Consider the following 1,877-nt stretch of genomic DNA (forward strand, 5'->3'; position numbering starts at 1 on the left):
CCAACGTGCAGTCGACACACCATTTAAAACATTTAGTCCATACACACCCGAGCGGTAACCATCGAAACGTGATTGCTTCGACGGGCTCGGATGGTTGACACCCCCCGCAGGGGGGTCGGGACTCCTTAGAAAGGAGGTGATCCAGCCGCACCTTCCGGTACGGCTACCTTGTTACGACTTCGTCCTAATCGCCAGCCCCACCTTCGACCACTCCCTCCGGTAAACCGGTTAGGCCGCAGGCTTCGGGTGTTGCCAACTTTCATGACGTGACGGGCGGTGTGTACAAGGCCCGGGAACGCATTCACCGCAGCGTTGCTGATCTGCGATTACTAGCGACTCCACCTTCATCGAGTCGAGTTGCAGACTCGAATCCGAACCAAGACCGGCTTTACAGGGATTCGCTCCACCTCACGGTATCGCAACCCGCTGTACCGGCCAATGTAGCATGCGTGAAGCCCTAGACATAAGGGGCATGATGACTTGACCTCATCCCCACCTTCCTCCGAGTTAACCCCGGCAGTCTCCCGTGAGTCCCCAACTGAATGCTGGCAACACGGGATAAGGGTTGCGCTCGTTGCGGGACTTAACCCAACATCTCACGACACGAGCTGACGACAGCCATGCACCACCTGTCACCCAGTCCGAAGAGGCCCCTATCTCTAGGGGTTTCCGGGTGATGTCAAACCTAGGTAAGGTTCTTCGCGTTGCATCGAATTAATCCGCATGCTCCGCCGCTTGTGCGGGCCCCCGTCAATTCCTTTGAGTTTTAGCCTTGCGGCCGTACTCCCCAGGCGGGGCGCTTAATGCGTTAGCTACGGCACAGAATCAACCAACGTGACCCCACACCTAGCGCCCACCGTTTACAGCATGGACTACCAGGGTATCTAATCCTGTTCGCTCCCCACGCTTTCGCTCCTCAGCGTCAGAACAATCCCAGAGATCCGCCTTCGCCACCGGTGTTCCTCCACATATCTGCGCATTTCACCGCTACACGTAGAATTCCGATCTCCCCTAATTGCCTCAAGTCGACCCGTATCCACCGCAAAACCCCGGTTAAGCCGAGGCCTTTCACGGCGGACGCAATCAACCGCCTACGAGCCCTTTACGCCCAATAAATCCGGACAACGCTCGCGCCCTACGTCTTACCGCGGCTGCTGGCACGTAGTTAGCCGGCGCTTATTCAACCACTACCGTCAACCAGGCGAATACCTGGCCTTCGTGGTGGATAAAAGAGGTTTACAACCCGAAAGCCGTCATCCCTCACGCGGCGTCGCTGCATCAGGCTTTCGCCCATTGTGCAAAATTCCCCACTGCTGCCTCCCGTAGGAGTCTGGGCCGTATCTCAGTCCCAATGTGACCGACCGCCCTCTCAGGCCGGCTACCCGTCAAAGCCTTGGTGCGCCACTACCGCACCAACAAGCTGATAGGCCGCGGGCCCCTCCCCAACCGCAAAAACTTTCCACCACCAACCATGCGGAAGGTGGTCGTATCCGGTATTAGCCGCCGTTTCCAACGGTTATCCCAGAGATGGGGGCAGGTTACCCACGTGTTACTCACCCGTTCGCCACTCGAGTACCCGCAAGCGGGCCTTTCCGTTCGACTTGCATGTGTGAAGCACGCCGCCAGCGTTCGTCCTGAGCCAGGATCAAACTCTCCAACAAAAACCTGTTGCGCACTGATCTCTCACGAAACCAGCGACTTTTGGTATGTGTCGAAGCATGTCCTGACCGATTTTCAACGGGACACCAAGCAAGTGTCCCAAGGAAAAGACAGTCAAAAACAGTACCAACCAGAAACCACCGAAACCTTGTCCGATCGTCCCAGTCAGCCCGCACGCTGACCATCCAAACACCCTGTTGAGTTCTCAAACAACACGC

At 57.0% G+C, this 1,877-nt stretch carries 1 rRNA gene; it reads right to left on the minus strand.

Going from position 1 to position 1,877, the window contains the following annotated elements:
• Positions 1-129 precede the first annotated feature (129 nt).
• A 16S ribosomal RNA gene (locus AB0K52_RS25580) occupies positions 130-1,661 on the minus strand.
• Positions 1,662-1,877 lie beyond the last annotated feature (216 nt).

It is taken from the genome of Glycomyces sp. NPDC049804 (assembly GCF_040674615.1).
GTDB classification, from domain to species: domain Bacteria; phylum Actinomycetota; class Actinomycetes; order Mycobacteriales; family Micromonosporaceae; genus Glycomyces; species Glycomyces niveus.